Genomic DNA, 16,361 nt, shown 5'->3' with positions numbered 1-16,361 from the left:
GCTTTGCGCTCACGGCGCAAAGCTTTTTTTCATATATTATAGACCAGCTTGCTCTTTTAAAGCTGCAGCTTTGTCTGTACGTTCCCATGTTAGGTCTACATCAGTACGTCCGAAGTGGCCGTAAGCTGCTGTTTGTTTATAAATTGGGCGACGTAAGTCTAGCATTTTAATAATACCAGCTGGGCGAAGATCGAAGTTGTTACGAACTAGTTCTACTAGTACGTCTTCAGATACTTTACCAGTCCCGAATGTATCAACTGAAATTGATACTGGTTGTGCTACACCAATTGCGTATGCAAGTTGTACTTCTGCTTTGTCAGCAAGACCAGCTGCTACGATGTTTTTCGCAACATAACGAGCTGCATATGCTGCAGAACGGTCAACTTTCGTTGCATCTTTACCAGAGAATGCACCGCCACCGTGGCGAGCGTATCCACCGTAAGTATCAACGATGATTTTACGTCCTGTTAAACCAGCATCACCTTGTGGTCCACCAATTACGAAGCGGCCAGTTGGGTTAATGAAGAATTTCGTTTCTCCATCCATTAATTCTGCTGGAACTACAGCTTTAATTACATGCTCTTTTAAATCGCGATCGATTTCTTCCCATGTAACATCTGGATGATGCTGTGTAGAAATTACGATTGTATCTACACGTACAGGTTTACCATTTTCATCATACTCAACTGTAACTTGCGTTTTTCCATCCGGACGTAAGTATGATAATGTGTCATCTTTACGTACTTCAGTTAAACGGCGAGCTAATTTGTGAGCAAGCGAGATTGGAAGTGGCATTAATTCTTGTGTTTCATTACATGCGAAGCCAAACATTAAACCTTGGTCTCCCGCACCAATTGCCTCAATCTCAGCGTCAGTCATTAGACCTTCGCGTGCTTCTAGCGCTTGGTCAACACCCATAGCGATGTCAGCAGATTGCTCATCGATAGATGTTAAAACTGCACAAGTTTCTGCATCGAATCCGTATTTTGCGCGTGTGTAACCAATGCCTTGAATTGTTTCACGAACGATTTTTGGAATATCTACGTAAGTAGAAGTCGTAATTTCCCCCGCTACCAATACTAAACCAGTTGTTACAGTTGTTTCACAAGCTACACGTGCATTTGCGTCCTTTGATAAGATCGCATCTAAAATTGAATCAGAAATTTGGTCACAAATTTTATCTGGATGTCCTTCAGTTACAGACTCAGATGTGAACAGATGACGTTTTTTTGTCATGTGGTAAACCTCCCTACAGTAATTGTATATATTGTACGGAACTCATCCTTAATTTGCCACAAACTGCGACATACATTTATTCTCCCACACAAGCATACAGAAAAACCTTTCCTACTTTACATAGAGGAAAGGTTTAATTTGCTACTTGCATACTGCTTTTTGCCCTTTGCTCTTATCGTTCGAGACCGTTAGCCTCGCACAGGTTTTAGCACCTATTCACCTGTATTTACCACTACAAGTGAGGTTGCTGGGCTTCATCGGGCCTGTCCCTCCGCCAGCTCGGGATAAGAGAGTATCCGTCCCAACCTATACTAAAGAAATGATATTCATTTGTCAATTAATATTCACATTTTCCTGAAAGTTTTTCTGAATACGCCTAGAATGAAATATTAATAAGGAAATAATACATTCACACAAACAAAAAGAAATAAATAGTATACATTATTTATATAATTGTGTTATACTCTTGTTGGGGATTACGAGAAATATTTCATTAAATGAAAAGGATGGTATATAAATATGAGTACTGTGAATGTCCAAATTGGTTTACACGAATTATTGAACGGAAGCAATGCACAGATTCAACTAAGTGTTCCGCAATTAGTGGAAAAAGTATTAATGCGAAATGAAGGGAAATTAACTTCTACTGGTGCCGTTTCTGCTTCAACAGGAAAATATACAGGACGTTCTCCTAAAGATAAATTTATTGTGAAAGAAGCATCGGTTGCTGACAAAATTGCTTGGGGAGCAGTGAATCAACCGATTTCTGAAGAACATTTTAATAAATTATACACTAAAGTTTTAGAATACTTAAAAGAAAAAGAAGAGTTATTCATCTTCAATGGATTTGCAGGCGCTGACCGCAATTACCGCCTACCAATTCAAGTTATTAACGAATATGCATGGCACAATTTATTTGTACATCAATTATTCATTCGTCCAACTGAAGAAGAATTAACAACTCATGAATCAGAGTTCACAATTGTTTCTGCACCGAATTTCAAAGCTGATCCAGCTGTTGACGGTACAAACTCTGAAGCATTCATTATGGTTTCATTCGAAAAACGTATCGTACTAATTGGTGGTACAGAATACGCTGGAGAAATGAAAAAATCAATCTTCTCTATTATGAACTTCTTACTACCTGAACAAGATATTCTGTCTATGCATTGCTCTGCAAACGTAGGTGAAGAAGGTGATGTAGCACTATTCTTCGGTTTATCTGGAACAGGTAAAACAACATTATCTGCTGATCCACATCGCAAATTAATCGGTGATGATGAGCATGGTTGGTCTGATAACGGTGTATTCAATATTGAAGGCGGTTGCTACGCAAAATGTGTAAACCTTTCTCACGAGAAAGAACCACAAATTTTCGATGCAATCAAATTTGGATCTGTTTTAGAAAACGTTATCATTAATAACCAAACGCGTATCGCAGACTATAACGATACTACTTTAACAGAAAATACTCGTGCTGCATACCCTATGCATGCGATTGACAATATCGTACTGCCAAGTGTTGCTGGACACCCAAATACAATCATTTTCTTAACTGCTGATGCATCTGGCGTATTGCCTCCAATCAGTAAGTTATCAAAAGAACAAGCTATGTATCATTTCTTAAGTGGTTACACTAGTAAACTAGCAGGAACAGAGCGCGGCGTTACATCTCCGCAAGCAACATTCTCAACTTGCTTCGGTTCACCATTCTTACCACTTGATGCATCTCGCTATGCTGAAATGCTTGGTGAAAAAATCGAGAAACACGATGCGAAAGTATTCTTAGTAAACACTGGCTGGACTGGTGGCGAATACGGCATTGGTAAACGTATGAACTTAGGTTACACTCGTGCAATGATTCAAGCTGCATTAAGCGGCGAACTTGCGAAAACTGAAACAGCTAAACATGACATCTTCGGTCTTGAAGTTCCACTTCACGTACCAGGTGTACCTGACGAAGTGTTAATGCCTGAACAAACTTGGGCTGATAAAGCTGCTTACAAAGCGAAAGCAATCGAGCTTGCGAGCGAATTCAAAGAGAACTTCAAAAAGTTCGACAGCGTTTCTGAAGATATTATTAACTTAGGCGGTCCAATCGCTTAAGTACAAACTTTCTGTTGGAATACCCCTTTTACTCATATGAATAAGTGTCGTGTAACCGTAAAGTTCCGCGTACTCACCGACAAAACCCAATGCGGCTTAACGGTTATACACACTTACATAAAAAAGAAGCTTACGTTTTTAACGTAAGCTTCTTTCTATATCTTATCTCTTCATCTATGACTTAGTTCGCAAAATTACAGAAAATTCATTTTATAATCATTCATTATTATTTTTTTATGATACAATTTACATATGCAGGAAAGGATGAGGCCTATGAAAAATTTTTCTCGTACAGGAAAAATTTTATTCAGTTACGGAGCGATCCAAATGTTTTGGGGACTTGTGATGCTTAATGTTAATTTATTTGAGCATACAAGTGAAACGATAAAATATATTATTCTAATTACCGGAATAATTTGTTGTATTATATCCACCTTTTTTAAAGAACATAAGAGTCATACTAATACGTGATTTCATGTTAACTTATAGGAAGCAGAAACCTGTATTTTATGCAAAATTATGCTTCCTATTGTAACTACCCCTCGCCGGACCCTCTATTCCATCTAAAAAGAGGCTTTTTATCTTTTTATCTCTTTGTTAATTCTTCCTCATCTTTCATACTATAGTAGCCTAAATTCACAACGATTAAGAAATAACCACCCAGAATCCCTACTGCAAATGCCCACATAACCATGTGGTGCTCAATTTCGTACATAATAACAGCGCCCAAAATGGCAGCTGCAAAACGATTAAACATACCGAGCGTCGGTGCTTTCGTTTTCTTTACGATACTATCTCCAAGCTTCTCAATTCGTCTCCCTAAAAGCCAAACACAATACATACTTACGATAAGTCCAATTCCAGCACCTAGAAAATGAGCTGAAAACGGTGTTAACATCCATCCTAGCAAAAGAAAACCTAGTAAATAATACGATTGAATTTTAAATGATCTTAATGACATACTAATCATGCTGTTCTCCTCTTCAGTAATTTTTATCCCGCATTAACGGGCAGTAAGACCCTCACCTCAAAATTCAGCGGAAGCAAAGAAGTTAGGTGGGGGATCAACTGCCCGTAAAAGCCCGATTGGTTCAACTAATAATCAGTGGGGGATGAACAAAACCCCCACTGATTAAAGTTTCACTTTATCTATCCAACAAAAAATTTCTTTCCAGTTTATACTGCTTACATCCATTTCACTCAAATTAAAAACAACATAAACAGTACGTTTATGTTGTTTAAATATTTTTAGGAAATAATATTATACAAGATTTCAAACATCATATCCTCATAATTTGTGAAGTTTTTTCAAACATTTTTCGTCCATTTATGAGAAAATTGATATCAATCTATGAACATACGGATATGATGTAATAAGTACACAAATAAAGGGGGCGTCTAATGATTTATTTTTTAATGGCTCTCATTCACCTTATTATCCCTGCACTTATTGGACTTTCATTGTATTGGTACACGAAAAATCATAGTATTTTCTACGCTGTCCTCGGTGTTCTTCTTCCAGGTATTATTCTTATCACACTCTTCCGTATTCCATTTTTAAACTTAATTCCACTTATTACTGCTATCTTATTTCTCATCTTCTTACCAAAAATAAAAAAATAGGAAAGCAGATCATAGATGATCTGTTTTCCTATTTTGATATAGGTTCCCCCGCAGCAGAATGTACATTTACTTTCTCCGATTTCACAAACCATAGACCGAAGAAAATAATAATTCCACCGATTATTTGTTGAAACGATACATATTCATTTGCCCATACAGCTGCAAATAAAACAGCTACAAGCGGCGTTATATACATATATACCATCGTATGTGATGCGCCAATTTTTTGAACACCAACATACCACATGACTAAACCAAATACTGTTACAAAGAAAACAGAATATAGTAAGGCGAATAGTGTCATTCCGTGTGTAATGTGAAATGGCATTATAAATACATATGGTCCACTTAAAAATAAAAGCGGAATCGCGCCAACTAAGGCTGACCATGCGGTAACACGTAGTGCTGAATATTTTTTAATTAATGGACTTGCTAAAACAGGATAAAGTCCCCAGCATATTGATGTAATGAGTCCGATCCCATTCCCGTAAAACGAACTAGCAAGTGAATGCCCTGCTACTAAAACTAATGCAGCACCACCAAAGGCAATTATAGAACCGATGAGCTTTCGAGAAGAAAACTTTTCTTGTTTCAAAAAAATAGCAAATACAGTTGTAAAAATAGGTGAAATAGAAATGAGTAAAGAGGCATTTGTAGCGGACGTATATTTGACAGTTTCCATAAATAACGTTTGATACAGTACAATACCTACAACGCTAACGATGATTAATCTAGGTATATCCTTTCGTTCCATATAAACCGACTTTTCAATAAAAAATGTAAGGAGTAACATAAGCGGTGCCGCCGATATCATCCGAAGTGCAGTAAACTCAATTGCTGTAAATTCTAACAGTCCATATTTAGCAATCGTAAAATTAATCCCCCAAATAATAACGACACTTAAAATTAATAACTCCATCCCCCATTTTCTCATGCGTATCCCCTCCGCAAATAAAATTATACAGAAAATTCAATCACATGTACATTTCATTATGTGAAAAAATCTTTGTATTGTCTGGAGAGGGGTGCGTTGTTTGGTACATGAAATTATATCGGCGATTTTTTAAATATATCGACTTATCAACAAAAAACAACAATAATAGCGACTTATACAATAAAAAGGTGGTTCCAAAATACATTTTGGAACCACCTTTCCTTACTTACACTCGAACATGTAACTTCATATTCGGATTATAAAATTGGCTCGGACTCTTCAGCTGAAAAGTTCCTCCACCTTCATGCCAATCAACTGTTAACTTATCGTCCATAAATACAAGCTTTGTGCGATCTGCGATAAATTTCATTGTGCTAGATTCGATATCCACATCGCGCTCATCTTTTTCTGCTACAGCTACTAAATCGATAATTCCGCTCATTACACAACCGCAACCTTCATTATCGTAAAATAACTTTATATATTTCGCTTCGTTTGGAATCGTATCCATAATCTTTTTATATGCTGCTTCTGTTACAGTAACGTACATACGTTAATCTTCATCCTCTCTTCTCGTATCCTTCATATATTGTACCACTATTTTTCTAAAAGAAAGTATACTGAAAATTAAGACTAATAAATATGATAAAGGAGGTTTTGTATCACTATGTTCAACTTACTGCGATACCCCATCTTCTTAGGTCTACTCGGTAGCTTTTTTATTTCTAGCGGAATGGTATTACAACACATATTTCCCTATTCTCCTTCTATTGGTTGGATTTTAGGTTTTATTGGTTTCCTAACCGCTTCTTATTTCGCTGTGAAGAACAAAAACATCTAATTAGTTCAAGGAGGATAACATAACATGCCAGCTTTAAAAGAAATAGAACAATCACTCAATCATTTATTCCAAATAGAGAAATACGGAAAAGACAGTGCCTTTAGTCGATTTATCCCGGCCGTATATGATCCTATCCCATTTCCATGGCAAAAATTTTTTGAAGCCAATTTTATAGAGCTATTTAACGGCCTTATGATACGAGGAGCTGAAACTGTAAATAAAGTATTTTTAGCTGTTTTTCCTAAAAATGACGTTCTTGAAACATTCATTTCACAATCCACATCTGGTGATTTACTTTTTATGCACCACCCACTTGTAATGGAATGCGGTGATCCGCTTGGAAAATCAGGTCGTGGTTTTATTCCAATACCTGAAAAATATTTGCAAGCGATAAAAGAAAAACAACTTTCTATATATACATGTCACGGACCAATGGATGTTCATCAAACGCATGGAACGAGCATTTCAATTGCAAAATCCTTACATGCTCATGTAGTTGACGGCTTTGCATATGAAGGTCCAGAACAAGAGCCAGTTGGCCTTATTTGTGAAATAGATGAAACATCCACAGAAGCACTCCAAAAGCGTCTCAAAAATCTCTTCCATATTCCTTACACAGACTTCGAAGGTAAACAACATGATTCTATCAAAAAAATTGCAATTATTGCGGGATGTGGTGATGTCGTTTCTCTCATGAAAGAAGCAGAAGCAAAAGGCGCTGAAGCATATATTACTGGGGAAATCCATTGCCATATCGACAATAATTACGGCAAACATAAATACTCGCTCATTATGGATTACGTAAAAGAAACGAATATGTCACTCATCGGTGTATCACACTCTGCCTCTGAATATTTAGTGAAAGAGACATCGATGTATGATTGGTTTAAAGAGAATTTTGAAGTGGATGTTACTTTGGTTCCACAGGAGAAATGGTGGTTATAAACTTTTAAAGAGATAGCTAAATTAGCTATCTCTTTTTACTAAACTTAAAATTTCATGAGGCATTTGAAAAATATAATCAGCCTCTTCGAATCCTTTCCTTGTCTTTGCTCCCCACAAGGCTAAACCAAATTTTGCTCCCGCTTGTTTTGCGCATTGTAAGTCATATACTGAGTCACCTATGTATATCGCTTCTTGTGCATCTATATTCAATCTTTTTAGACATGTCACAAGTGGCTCTGGATGTGGTTTATGTTTCATTGTATCTTCCACACAAATAGAGTGTTCAAAATATGAATGTAATCCAAATGGCTGGAAATCATCGATAAACTCTTGACGTGTTTTTGAAGTCACAATACCTGTTCGAATCTTATATGAAGATACTATTTCAATCACTTCTGCAATTCCTTTAAATACTGTAATTTCATTCTTAAAATCTGCCATATTACGTATCCATTTCTCATGAACTGCTTTCATATTTTCCACACCGATTTCTTGTAACGCAGCCATACCAGGAATACCTAATGCAAAATGTAGCTTTTCTAATGAATAATTCATCCCTTCATCTCGCAACGTTCTCTGTAATGAATATAAAACTGCTTTTTCCGTATCTAACATCGTTCCGTCAATATCAAATATAATCCCCTTCATTTTTACGTCCCCCTTTACTTCACTCCAACGATTAGCTCAATTCCATATTCTTTCACTACTCTTTCTAAATCGCCAGGAATAACATCATTCGTAATAATTGTATCTATCGATTCTAATGACAGCGCCTTAAAGTTTTGACGTTGATTCATTTTTGTCTCATCGGCAAGTAAAAACACTTCATTTGTTTGTTTAACAATTTGACGCTTAAAATGAATATCTTCCTCATACGCATAATAGACACCATCTTCTGTAAGACCGGGTGATCCAATAAAAACTTTATCAAAATGATAATCTTTTAGTTTCTCCATTGCAGAAAAACCCGTCATATAACGTGAGTGTTTATTTAATTCTCCACCCAAAATATGAATATTTACATTCTCCATATCCATTAAATGATTTACTGTATCAATTGAATTTGTAACAACCGTTATATTACTTGCTGTCAAAAATGAAGCCATACAGTTAACAGTTGTTGAAACATCAAGATAAATCACTTCATTATCTCCTACAAAAGAAGCAGCTCGCTTTCCAATAGATACCTTATATTCAATTTCTTTTTCCTCACGATTTACATAATCCGATATTTTATGGTGGAAAGATGATAAAGCTACACCACCATGGGTTCGTACTATTGTTGTTTCATTTGTTAACTTTACAATATCTCTTCTTGCTGTATCTCTGGAGACTTGAAATAGCTCACACATTATCTTCAAACTCATCGTCCTATGTTCATTCAAATACTCCATTATTTTTATTAAACGTTCCTCTTGATTCATACTCTCACCCATTTTCATTTACTTTTAAGTACTTTTAAGCTATTTTAAGTATATCACAACAAAAACCCTTAAATAAACCTTGAAACAACTTAAAACAGGAGTGAGAAAATGCTACGTACAATTATTTTTGATTTTGATGGCACACTAGCTGATACTTTACCTTTATGTTATTACTCGTTTCAAAACGTTTTTTGGCAATTTGATAATAAAGAAATTACTGAAGCAGAGATTCTTTCTATGTTTGGTCCAAGTGAAGTTGGTATTATTCATGAGAACTTACTCTCTGAAGAAAAAGAAGTAGCAGTTGAAAGATACTATGAATGTTATGAAGAAAAGCATCATGATTACGTAGAGCGAAATCATGAAATAGTAAACCTTTTAATACATTTAAAAAAACAAGGGTTTCAGTTAGCTGTCGTAACTGGAAAAGCAAGAAGAAGCCTGGATATTTCTCTAAAAGCATTAGGATTAGTTTCTTTCTTCGACTGTATAGTAGCTGGAGATGATGTAACGAAGCCAAAACCTGATCCTGAAGGTATTCTTCTTGTATTAAATACATTAAATGTAAATGCAAACGAAGCAATTTTTATTTGGGATAGTGATGCTGACATACTTGCTGGACAACAGGCAGATGTACGAACGATTGGCGTACAATGGTTACCAAACTATCAATCTGCTACATTTACTGTGCAACCAGATTATTTTATTAAGAAAATAGATGATTTTCTCATCTCATTAAATACTAGATTTTCAAAATAAGTAGTCTACTACTGACAAAATTACTGGATCGGGGCAAATTCAAGTATTTAATCCTACTTCATCTGTAGGTCCCGCTACTGTAACTTTGACTAGCATTACAACTGGAAACCCAGTTTCAAGAGGAGATGCTATATCCCTTTATATTACCCCTGGGATTACTGCCAGTGCTGTATATTCTATTTTTCTAATCATTGATATTTAGTTCCCTCTTAAAAGTAATTTATTTAACAAAAAAAGCCCCAATAATTTGGGCCAACAAATAGAAATACAAATAGATTAAAACAAATAACAGACAAATTCACTATATATTATCATTATAAAAATACCCATCTTTTGGATTATCAATTATATAATGCGCCAATAGTATAAACACTTTCAAATTTTTCTTCACAAAAAAAAGAGATCACTCCCAAATAAGTGATCTCCTTTTTAAAAATAATTTTTCATGATATCGGCAATATAACCTTCACCGTAGTTCCAACTCCAACTTCACTTTCAAAACTCATTTTACCGTTGTGGTCTTTAATAATTTTTTCTGTGACTACTAAACCTAAACCTGTTCCTGTTTCTTTCGTTGTGTAAAAAGCTTCATTTAGCTTCGGAATTTTATCTTTTGGGATGCCGCACCCTTCATCCTTAACTTGAACAATGATTGCATCTTCTACAGTCACTTTAATCGTAATCGTTCCGCCAACTGACATTGCTTCAATCGCATTTTTAATTAAATTAAAAAATACTTGCTTTAATCGTTTTTCATCACATGTAATCGATGGTATGTCTTTACTATAAATACCTTGTATGTGCACTCCTTGATTTAAAGCAGGCTTCCCCATAACTCGGATAACATAAGCGATAATTTCTTCTATATTATGAACTTCTGATTCTAGTGATTTAGATTTCTCAAATCCACTAAGTTCTGTAGCGATTGTATGAATTCGTTCTACTTCTTGTTTCATAATATCACTATATATTTTATCCTCTGGATATTTAATCGCTTGCTTATTAACAAATTTATCTAAATTAGCTAGAGGTCTTCTAATTTTGTACCCAATAACTGTAGCCATTTTCCCAACAGTTGCTAGCTTTTCTGTTTGTTGTATTTCTTTATCCATCATCTCAAGCGTACGAACGTAAGATTGAAACCTTAAAAACATAATCCAACATATGATAGTAAATACGCTATATAATGCCATCGGGATTAAAACGAGTGACGAGTGAATAATGATTCCTATAAGGGCGTATTTCCCAACAAGTATACCAGTAACTAACCAAAAATACCTTTTGTTCACAAAGAGTGGGGCAAATAAAATAAAAAATCCTTCTACTATATTCCCACCATCGAACTCAGCATCACTACCGTAGTAAATCATAAAATTATGGATAAAATCTAATAGGTTATATCCAATTAGAATAATATATTTCACTGCAAATGGATTCTTCCATTTCATGAAGTATACTCCAATACAAAACAAAATCACCATTAGAAAATAGAGCCATAAACCTAAACCATCTTCAAATTGTCCTACTCCTTCTTGCTCTCCTCCTATTAAAGGTACAATAAATTCGTAGGCAAGATCGTATACAAAAAATATAATGAAAAATAAACTTAAAAATATTTTCAGTGCCTTCATTTCTTCATTTTTAAATATATCGTCTTTATTCATATCGTAACTCCTAGCTTTTCTCCCTCTTGGATTTCATTATTTCTACGTTGCTTCGGGAGCATAATATCTATTCTAGTTCCAATATCTCTTTCACTTGAAATATGTAATTCACCAAGATGCTGCTCAGTAACAAGCCGATTCGCTACCGTAAGTCCTAGGCCAATTTTATCTTGTTTCGTTGTATAAAAGGCCTCTTTAACACGAGCTAAATTTTCTTTCTTAATACCGTAACCATTATCAATTACACTTAGCATTACATAATCTTGACCTTTGTTTTCTAACCGTAACTCTAATGTGCCACCTTGCTCCATTGCCTCCAGAGCATTTTTTATGACATATAGAAAGACTCCTCTTATTTTCCGCTCATCACATTCAACTTCTATCGTATTCTCTTCCACATTAGAAATAAACTGGACGCTAGATTCATTCATTTTTTCGCGAACAATTGTTACTGCTTGTAATGCAATTTCACCTATATTATGTTTCTTATAAACAGAAGGTTTACATGTAGTAACTTCCATTAACTCACTTATCATATTATTCATATTTTCTATTTCAAAAATCATCTGTTTGTAAATAGGGTCCTCCCCATGCTTCTCTCGTTGTAATTGCGTAAACCCTTTTAATGAAGCAAGTGGATTTTTAATTTCATGTCCCACTGTCGCTGCCATTTTGCCGATTACTGCTAATTTTTGTGATTCACTAGCAATCTTAATACTTTCCTTTACCGCTGAAAGGTATTGTATAAATCGATTTAAAATGATGTATGCCGCTATTAATACGAGTGTATACATAATGAGGAACATAAACCCTTTTACTTCCTTTAATACAAATAAATAAATAACATATTTCCCTACAATTGTCGAAAGTACAAACACAAAATATTTTTTATTTAAAAATATAGGTACAAAGAAGATGAAAATAATTTCTATTATATTTACTCCATCAAATGCCGCCTCATTATAAAGCATATACGAAAGTATATTAACGATTTCTATTCCTATGTATGCAAATACACATGCATATTTAACAAGGTTCGCTTTCTCTTTTTTTATTAAATATACATTCACACCGAGTATTGCAGTTCCGCAAATAAATTGCCATAGTATGCTATGTCCCTTATCGGTTAGCGATTTATTCTCTAATACGATTGCGTAGAAAATTTGGTATGAAACAACAATGCCATACAGCACCCATAAAAAAATTTTTGCATTCCTTTCTTCTTCTTTATATGATAGAAAACTTCCTTTCACTTCAACACCCCTTCAAAATAATATCTCGAAGAATACCATTTATTATAATAAATGATTTTCATAGACAAACAAAGATAAATCGAACATTTGAGGGAAATCATTCCAATAAAACACATCATCTTCAGACTATATATACGCATAAAAGCTATGAACAATAATACTTATATTATGGGTGCAAAAAAATAAAAAAGCATAACAACGCTTTTGGGATAGAGCATATGAATAGAATAGGGGGATGATTTATGTTTGTTACCGTCGAGAAAGATGTTCATATTTTTGTGCAAGACGTTAATCCCGGACCCGGTAGTAAAACTGTTTTCTTCGTCCATGGCTGGCCTTTAAATCATCAAATGTACCAATATCAACTCAATGTGTTACCACAGCACGGTTTCCGCTGCATCGCTATGGATATACGCGGGAACGGGCAATCTGATAAACCGTGGACTGGCTACACATACGATCGTTTAGCAGACGATATCGCCATTGTTCTAGAAGCACTTCAAGTCGAAAATGCTACATTAGTCGGTTTTTCAGTAGGTGGTGCTCTTTCTATTCGGTACATGTCTCGCTATAATGGCCATCGTATTTCTAAACTTGTATTAGTCGATGCCGTTTCCCCCTCTTTCGTTAAAAATGAAGAATCTCCCTATGGTGTCCCAAAAGAACAAGCAGATACCCTTATTAATCAAATGTATGCCAATATGCCAAAATTTTTAAATGATGTGTCTTTATCATTTTTCAATAGAAATTTAGGGTCTGCTACGTTAGAATGGTTTTCTTACCTCGGTATGCAGTCTGCTTCCTACGCTCTCATCAAAATATTGCAAGCAGCCGCAAAGGAAGACGTAACGAAAGATTTAAGTAAAATTAACGTCCCAACAAAAATATTCCACGGTGTTCACGATCAACTTATCCCACACAAAAGCGCTGAACTTACGCAAAAGCGGATTAAAAATTCTCAGTTACACCCTCTTTCAAATAGCGGTCACGGCTCTCCAATCGATCAAGCGGATGAATTAAATGAAGAACTTATAAAATTTTTGAATTCATAAAAAATCTATGCTAAATCGTGTAATAGGAATGCAGTTTCCGAAAAAAATTCACATATTTCTCACAAATCAATCAATAAAACGATTACCTGTACATTTATACTAAATGTACAGGTAATACTCCCTAAACCCAGCTTGTCTGGTTACCCCGTTAAATACTATAAACAAAAAGAACTTGTATCGTTATACAAGTTCTTTTTGTTTGTTCTATTTAAAAAGTATATCTTTACTATACTGCTTTCCAGCAAGTAAATCATATTGAATCATTTTATATTGCTCTAACATTTCTTTTTGTTTCTTTGTTAAATCTGTTATCTCTTCCCCATCTTTATTAACCTTTAACTCATCTCTAAGAACCGGTATTTCTTTATGCATTTCCGATAAAAATTGATAAAACGGTGATTGATTTAGTCCTGCATAATCAAAAACAAGATTAGAAAAATAAATTGGACTTACTAAACCTAAATTGTCATTTGGCAAATCAAAGTTTGCATACATTAACAATGGTGTTTCTGACATAATTAATCTTTCTCTTACCGTCTCTTCATTTTCTATATATCCTGCTTCTTTATAAATAGATTTATTAGTTCCTAACATAGGTAAATGATCTCCAAAGAAGACTAATAAAGTAGGCCTGTCTAAATCGTTAAGCTGCTCCATTAAATATTGCAACGCTTCATCCGACAGTCTTACTCCTTCTGTATATGCTTCTAATTCTGCCTTTGATTCCTCTTCTGTTAATCCACTAATTTCTATTTTATTTTCCCCAAACATATTTGGTTTATATGGAAAATGATTTTGCATCGTAACCGCATGAATAAACGTAGGTTGTTTTCTCTTTTTTAATTCATCTATTATTTCTTTACTCATAGATAAATCACCAATATTATCTCCAACTACTTCTTTATTTTTCATCGTGTCTTCTGCATTAAATTTATCAAATCCTAATGTTTTATATACATCTTCCCGTTTATAAAACGATCGGTTAAAAGCATGAATTGCACTTGCATAATACCCTTGTTTCTTCAACTCACTTGCAATAGATGGAATCTCTTTTTGACTTGGAACAGCTTGTTGATATGGTATAGAACCAGGCATTAAAAGACTCATCGAGTAACTCGTTAATGCTTCAAATTCTGTATTCGCTGTATTCCCTCCAAATGTAGGAGCTATCGTTTGTCCCCCTGGGAAATTCTCTGTATAACGATGTAAATTCGGCACTGGATCTTCGCTAAATGAAAGATTCGTTAATTTTGTTGGATCCCAAAATGCTTCACTCATAATAAATATAATATTTGGCTTCTCTACTTTTTTTTGTGCTTTTATTTTACCGCTATATTGTTTTTCTATATCCTTTGCAATTTGCTGCATATTTTCTTTTGAATATGCCTCTGGCTCTTTAATAACTGTCGTATCTAAATTACTTAAAAATCCAATAATAAAACCATTCGCTTTATAATTTGCAGCTTGATTCCATGCACGGATGTCTACTCCACCTTTTATAAATAAATTATTCATAAAGGTAGTAGGATAGTTACTATATCCATACAACATAAACCCAGAGCCACATATCAAAATAATCCTCATAATAATATGTGATTTTATAACTGGAATATACTTTCGTATATACGTAACTACAAACACAATCAAAACAATGCCAACGATTGTCAGGAACATATTCCAAAAACTAAAATAATCCATAACCATCGGTATAACGGAATCCATATGACCAACCTGTGTGAAATCAGACGGATAGAATGGCTCTCCTCTAAAAATAAGCTTAAAATGGTTCACCATCACAAAAATAATTAAAACTAAGCTAGTTATCGTTGTACTTAAGAAAACTCTTCCAAACAAATTATATGCAAAAACATATACCATATAAATAAATAACAGGCTTAATATATACTGCCCATATTGTAAATACACCCATGTATTTACTACTATAAGGCTCATATCCTCCTGCACTATGATATACATCCAATTCATTGTATGAGCAATTAAAAATAATACGACATAAACTCGAATAGCCGGCCTAAGCTTATGACTGATGCCTTTATTCAAATGAATGATGTATAGTAGTGCACCCCACAAAACAATAATGAGTATACTTAGCGGTATTTCCCCATTAAAAAAATCTTTCGTTCTCTCAAATTCGAAAGACCTTAACATAACAAAGAATAGCGTTTCTAAACAGATCGCCCACATTCCACTAAGAATGATAGAAATTAATAGATTATTTCTCGGTTGCTGAGCCGAGAAACTAAAATGAAATTCATCTCTTCTTCGTCGCTGTGTAAAAACATTAAAACGCAATTTATTCCCTCTTTCCTTTACCCCTTCGTCTCGCATCAACAAACATATTGTCATATACAAAATAACATATTTGTATACAGTCAGTCTCCCTATGTGTTTGTATTATACACGTATATCCTTAATTTCCCCTTAAAAATACAGTGAAACTTTAATAAGTCCGAACCATTCAGGATTGAACGGGATAAAACTTCTTCGCTCTATATTCTAACAG

16 protein-coding genes, 1 pseudogene and 1 riboswitch are annotated in these 16,361 nt (G+C 34.6%); of the genes and pseudogenes, 8 read left to right on the top strand and 9 right to left on the bottom strand.

Annotation, left to right across the window (positions count from 1 at the left end):
• Positions 1-36 precede the first annotated feature (36 nt).
• Entirely contained in the window at positions 37-1,236 is a 1,200-nt protein-coding gene (gene metK, locus QCI46_RS03515; RefSeq protein ID WP_000163113.1) for a methionine adenosyltransferase, read from the bottom strand.
• Positions 1,237-1,405: 169 nt separating this feature from the next.
• Positions 1,406-1,527, bottom strand: a riboswitch (SAM riboswitch).
• A 228-nt stretch (positions 1,528-1,755) separates the two neighbouring features.
• Between metK and pckA the strand changes: the two genes are divergently transcribed.
• On the top strand, positions 1,756-3,342 hold the full coding sequence (pckA, locus tag QCI46_RS03510; RefSeq protein ID WP_087984876.1) for a phosphoenolpyruvate carboxykinase (ATP): 1,587 nt from the start codon (positions 1,756-1,758) through the stop codon (positions 3,340-3,342).
• A gap of 273 nt (positions 3,343-3,615) precedes the next feature.
• The gene (locus tag QCI46_RS03505; protein ID WP_088064631.1) at positions 3,616-3,813 is read left to right on the top strand and encodes a hypothetical protein; all 198 of its coding nucleotides are present in this window, start codon (positions 3,616-3,618) and stop codon (positions 3,811-3,813) included.
• 115 nt (positions 3,814-3,928) lie between these two features.
• Here QCI46_RS03505 and QCI46_RS03500 read toward each other — a convergent pair whose 3' ends face one another.
• Positions 3,929-4,312: an ATP synthase subunit I gene (locus tag QCI46_RS03500; protein WP_063262154.1), complete on the bottom strand. Its 384-nt coding sequence runs from the start codon at positions 4,310-4,312 to the stop codon at positions 3,929-3,931.
• Between the two features lie 431 nt (positions 4,313-4,743).
• Between QCI46_RS03500 and QCI46_RS03495 the strand changes: the two genes are divergently transcribed.
• The gene (locus QCI46_RS03495) at positions 4,744-4,965 is read left to right on the top strand and encodes a hypothetical protein (protein ID WP_000639042.1); all 222 of its coding nucleotides are present in this window, start codon (positions 4,744-4,746) and stop codon (positions 4,963-4,965) included.
• A 28-nt stretch (positions 4,966-4,993) separates the two neighbouring features.
• Here QCI46_RS03495 and QCI46_RS03490 read toward each other — a convergent pair whose 3' ends face one another.
• A complete protein-coding gene (locus QCI46_RS03490; protein ID WP_327958158.1) occupies positions 4,994-5,899 on the bottom strand; it encodes a DMT family transporter in 906 nt (301 codons plus the stop codon).
• Positions 5,900-6,125: 226 nt separating this feature from the next.
• Positions 6,126-6,449: an iron-sulfur cluster biosynthesis family protein gene (locus QCI46_RS03485; protein ID WP_353839602.1), complete on the bottom strand. Its 324-nt coding sequence runs from the start codon at positions 6,447-6,449 to the stop codon at positions 6,126-6,128.
• 117 nt (positions 6,450-6,566) lie between these two features.
• Here QCI46_RS03485 and QCI46_RS03480 point away from each other — a divergent pair, with 117 nt between their 5' ends.
• Together QCI46_RS03480 and QCI46_RS03475 are read left to right on the top strand one after the other, a co-directional pair.
• Entirely contained in the window at positions 6,567-6,740 is a 174-nt protein-coding gene (locus tag QCI46_RS03480) for a hypothetical protein (RefSeq protein WP_327958160.1), read from the top strand.
• A 24-nt stretch (positions 6,741-6,764) separates the two neighbouring features.
• A complete protein-coding gene (locus QCI46_RS03475; protein ID WP_353839601.1) occupies positions 6,765-7,685 on the top strand; it encodes a Nif3-like dinuclear metal center hexameric protein in 921 nt (306 codons plus the stop codon).
• A 21-nt stretch (positions 7,686-7,706) separates the two neighbouring features.
• Here the strand turns inward: QCI46_RS03475 and QCI46_RS03470 are convergent, their stop codons facing one another.
• Both QCI46_RS03470 and QCI46_RS03465 read right to left on the bottom strand, forming a co-directional pair.
• The gene (locus QCI46_RS03470) at positions 7,707-8,333 is read right to left on the bottom strand and encodes an HAD family hydrolase (RefSeq protein ID WP_353839600.1); all 627 of its coding nucleotides are present in this window, start codon (positions 8,331-8,333) and stop codon (positions 7,707-7,709) included.
• Positions 8,334-8,347: 14 nt separating this feature from the next.
• Positions 8,348-9,109: a DeoR/GlpR family DNA-binding transcription regulator gene (locus tag QCI46_RS03465; RefSeq protein ID WP_073522393.1), complete on the bottom strand. Its 762-nt coding sequence runs from the start codon at positions 9,107-9,109 to the stop codon at positions 8,348-8,350.
• Positions 9,110-9,217: 108 nt separating this feature from the next.
• Between QCI46_RS03465 and QCI46_RS03460 the strand changes: the two genes are divergently transcribed.
• Both QCI46_RS03460 and QCI46_RS03455 read left to right on the top strand, forming a co-directional pair.
• Positions 9,218-9,868 carry an HAD family hydrolase gene (locus QCI46_RS03460; RefSeq protein WP_353839599.1) on the top strand — a complete coding sequence of 217 codons (651 nt, stop codon included), beginning with the start codon at positions 9,218-9,220 and terminating at the stop codon, positions 9,866-9,868.
• Positions 9,869-9,893: 25 nt separating this feature from the next.
• A pseudogene (locus QCI46_RS03455) lies at positions 9,894-10,070 on the top strand (collagen-like protein); the annotation flags it as partial.
• 241 nt (positions 10,071-10,311) lie between these two features.
• Here QCI46_RS03455 and QCI46_RS03450 read toward each other — a convergent pair.
• Entirely contained in the window at positions 10,312-11,532 is a 1,221-nt protein-coding gene (locus QCI46_RS03450; protein ID WP_166703438.1) for an ATP-binding protein, read from the bottom strand.
• Positions 11,529-12,785: an ATP-binding protein gene (locus tag QCI46_RS03445; protein WP_353839598.1), complete on the bottom strand. Its 1,257-nt coding sequence runs from the start codon at positions 12,783-12,785 to the stop codon at positions 11,529-11,531. Before QCI46_RS03445 ends, QCI46_RS03450 begins: the two co-directional genes overlap by 4 nt.
• Before the next feature lie 242 nt (positions 12,786-13,027).
• On the opposite strand from QCI46_RS03445, the gene QCI46_RS03440 reads away from it, so the two are divergent.
• A complete protein-coding gene (locus QCI46_RS03440; RefSeq protein ID WP_353839597.1) occupies positions 13,028-13,837 on the top strand; it encodes an alpha/beta fold hydrolase in 810 nt (269 codons plus the stop codon).
• A gap of 204 nt (positions 13,838-14,041) precedes the next feature.
• Here QCI46_RS03440 and QCI46_RS29845 read toward each other — a convergent pair whose 3' ends face one another.
• The gene (locus QCI46_RS29845; RefSeq protein WP_483299027.1) at positions 14,042-15,115 is read right to left on the bottom strand and encodes an LTA synthase family protein; all 1,074 of its coding nucleotides are present in this window, start codon (positions 15,113-15,115) and stop codon (positions 14,042-14,044) included.
• Positions 15,116-16,361 lie beyond the last annotated feature (1,246 nt).

It is taken from the genome of Bacillus cereus group sp. RP32 (assembly GCF_040459735.1).
GTDB lineage: Bacteria > Bacillota > Bacilli > Bacillales > Bacillaceae_G > Bacillus_A > Bacillus_A wiedmannii.
Note: the sequence above shows the minus strand (reverse complement) of the source record. Positions and strands in the feature narration are given on the sequence as shown.

What these genes read in the sequence shown, in the direction of transcription:
- QCI46_RS03505 (WP_088064631.1), top strand. Translation starts at nt 3,616, where the DNA reads ATGAAAAATTTTTCTCGTACAGGAAAAATTTTATTCAGTTACGGAGCG.
- QCI46_RS03450 (WP_166703438.1), bottom strand. Translation starts at nt 11,532, where the DNA reads ATGAATAAAGACGATATATTTAAAAATGAAGAAATGAAGGCACTGAAA.
- QCI46_RS03460 (WP_353839599.1), top strand. Translation starts at nt 9,218, where the DNA reads ATGCTACGTACAATTATTTTTGATTTTGATGGCACACTAGCTGATACT.
- QCI46_RS03500 (WP_063262154.1), bottom strand. Translation starts at nt 4,312, where the DNA reads ATGATTAGTATGTCATTAAGATCATTTAAAATTCAATCGTATTATTTA.
- QCI46_RS03485 (WP_353839602.1), bottom strand. Translation starts at nt 6,449, where the DNA reads ATGTACGTTACTGTAACAGAAGCAGCATATAAAAAGATTATGGATACG.
- QCI46_RS29845 (WP_483299027.1), bottom strand. Translation starts at nt 15,115, where the DNA reads ATGAGTGAAGCATTTTGGGATCCAACAAAATTAACGAATCTTTCATTT.
- QCI46_RS03480 (WP_327958160.1), top strand. Translation starts at nt 6,567, where the DNA reads ATGTTCAACTTACTGCGATACCCCATCTTCTTAGGTCTACTCGGTAGC.
- QCI46_RS03470 (WP_353839600.1), bottom strand. Translation starts at nt 8,333, where the DNA reads ATGAAGGGGATTATATTTGATATTGACGGAACGATGTTAGATACGGAA.
- pckA (WP_087984876.1), top strand. Translation starts at nt 1,756, where the DNA reads ATGAGTACTGTGAATGTCCAAATTGGTTTACACGAATTATTGAACGGA.
- metK (WP_000163113.1), bottom strand. Translation starts at nt 1,236, where the DNA reads ATGACAAAAAAACGTCATCTGTTCACATCTGAGTCTGTAACTGAAGGA.
- QCI46_RS03490 (WP_327958158.1), bottom strand. Translation starts at nt 5,899, where the DNA reads ATGAGAAAATGGGGGATGGAGTTATTAATTTTAAGTGTCGTTATTATT.
- QCI46_RS03440 (WP_353839597.1), top strand. Translation starts at nt 13,028, where the DNA reads ATGTTTGTTACCGTCGAGAAAGATGTTCATATTTTTGTGCAAGACGTT.
- QCI46_RS03465 (WP_073522393.1), bottom strand. Translation starts at nt 9,109, where the DNA reads ATGAATCAAGAGGAACGTTTAATAAAAATAATGGAGTATTTGAATGAA.
- QCI46_RS03495 (WP_000639042.1), top strand. Translation starts at nt 4,744, where the DNA reads ATGATTTATTTTTTAATGGCTCTCATTCACCTTATTATCCCTGCACTT.
- QCI46_RS03475 (WP_353839601.1), top strand. Translation starts at nt 6,765, where the DNA reads ATGCCAGCTTTAAAAGAAATAGAACAATCACTCAATCATTTATTCCAA.